1 pseudogene is annotated in these 1,186 nt (G+C 43.2%); it reads left to right on the top strand.

Annotated elements, in window-relative coordinates:
• Positions 1 to 1,186: pseudogene (locus BHECKSOX2_RS06545) on the top strand (hypothetical protein); the annotation flags it as partial.

Below are 1,186 nucleotides of genomic sequence, written 5' to 3' on the forward strand. Positions count from 1 at the left end.
CCAAATGGACTAACCACCAGTTGGGAGTATGATGTACTCGGCAGACAAGCCAAGGAAACAAGAGCCGATAGTACCATCACCACAACCAACTATGAGTGGTGGGTAATGGATGTCTCTCGCCAAGCAGATCTTGTTTACAAGGTGACTACAGCAACAAGTGGATCCTCTCCTAAAATCACCTACTTTGATGGCTTTAACCGTAAAGTTAGAGAACAACACACAGGGTTTGACGGACGCAAGACCATCTCTAGTATTTATTATGATGACCTAGGCAGAGTTAAGCAAGCATCTTTGCCATACTTTGAAGACGAGAAAAAGTATTTTGTTACCACGGAGTATGATGCCATTGGCCGACTTATCAACACCACTAAGCCCGCTGACAATGGCAAAACTGCCACCAGTGCTACTAGCTATAATGGATTAAGCACCACTACAACCAACGCCCTAGGACATCAAAAAACCATCACTAAAAATATCATTGGTAAAGTCATCCGCATAGATGAACCCAAAAATGCATGGCTTACGCATCATTACAACAGTGTTGGCAACCTAATCAAAACCGTTGTAGGTGGGGTTACCACCACTATGGAATACGACATTAGGGGCAACAAAACCAAGATGAATGACCCAGATATGGGCACTTGGACTTATGCTTATAACGCCCTAGGCAAACTCATCAGCCAAACCGATGCCAAAGGACAAACCAGCACCATGACCTACGACAAACTCGGCAGAATGACCCAAAGAACAGAAGCGGAAGGCAGTAGCACCTGGACTTACGACACCAAATCAAATGGCACTGGTAAACTCTCTATTGTCAAGGGTCCAAATGGTTATAAAAAAGAGTTAAGTTATGATGCACTTGGCAGGGTCAAATCAACCACCCTAACCGTCAATGGAGAGACACTCACCACCACAAACACCTATGACCGTTATTCACGCCTTAGTATCCAAACTCGCCCGCAAAAATTCAAGGTAGAGAATGTCTACAATCAATATGGCTACCTCATGGCTAAGCGCGCACCTAAAGCCCAAATTACCGATTATGATTGGGAGTATTTAAGCAAGTTGTTAGAGCAAAGTACGGCTAATACACAGAAGGCAACCGAGCAAGCCAATAAATTAGAAATAAAAATATCCAAATATAATGCTTATTCAGAGCACTACAAAAAACTTTCTACAAAGC

It is taken from the genome of thiotrophic endosymbiont of Bathymodiolus puteoserpentis (Logatchev), from assembly GCF_900127505.1.
Taxonomy (GTDB): Bacteria; Pseudomonadota; Gammaproteobacteria; order PS1; family Pseudothioglobaceae; genus Thiodubiliella.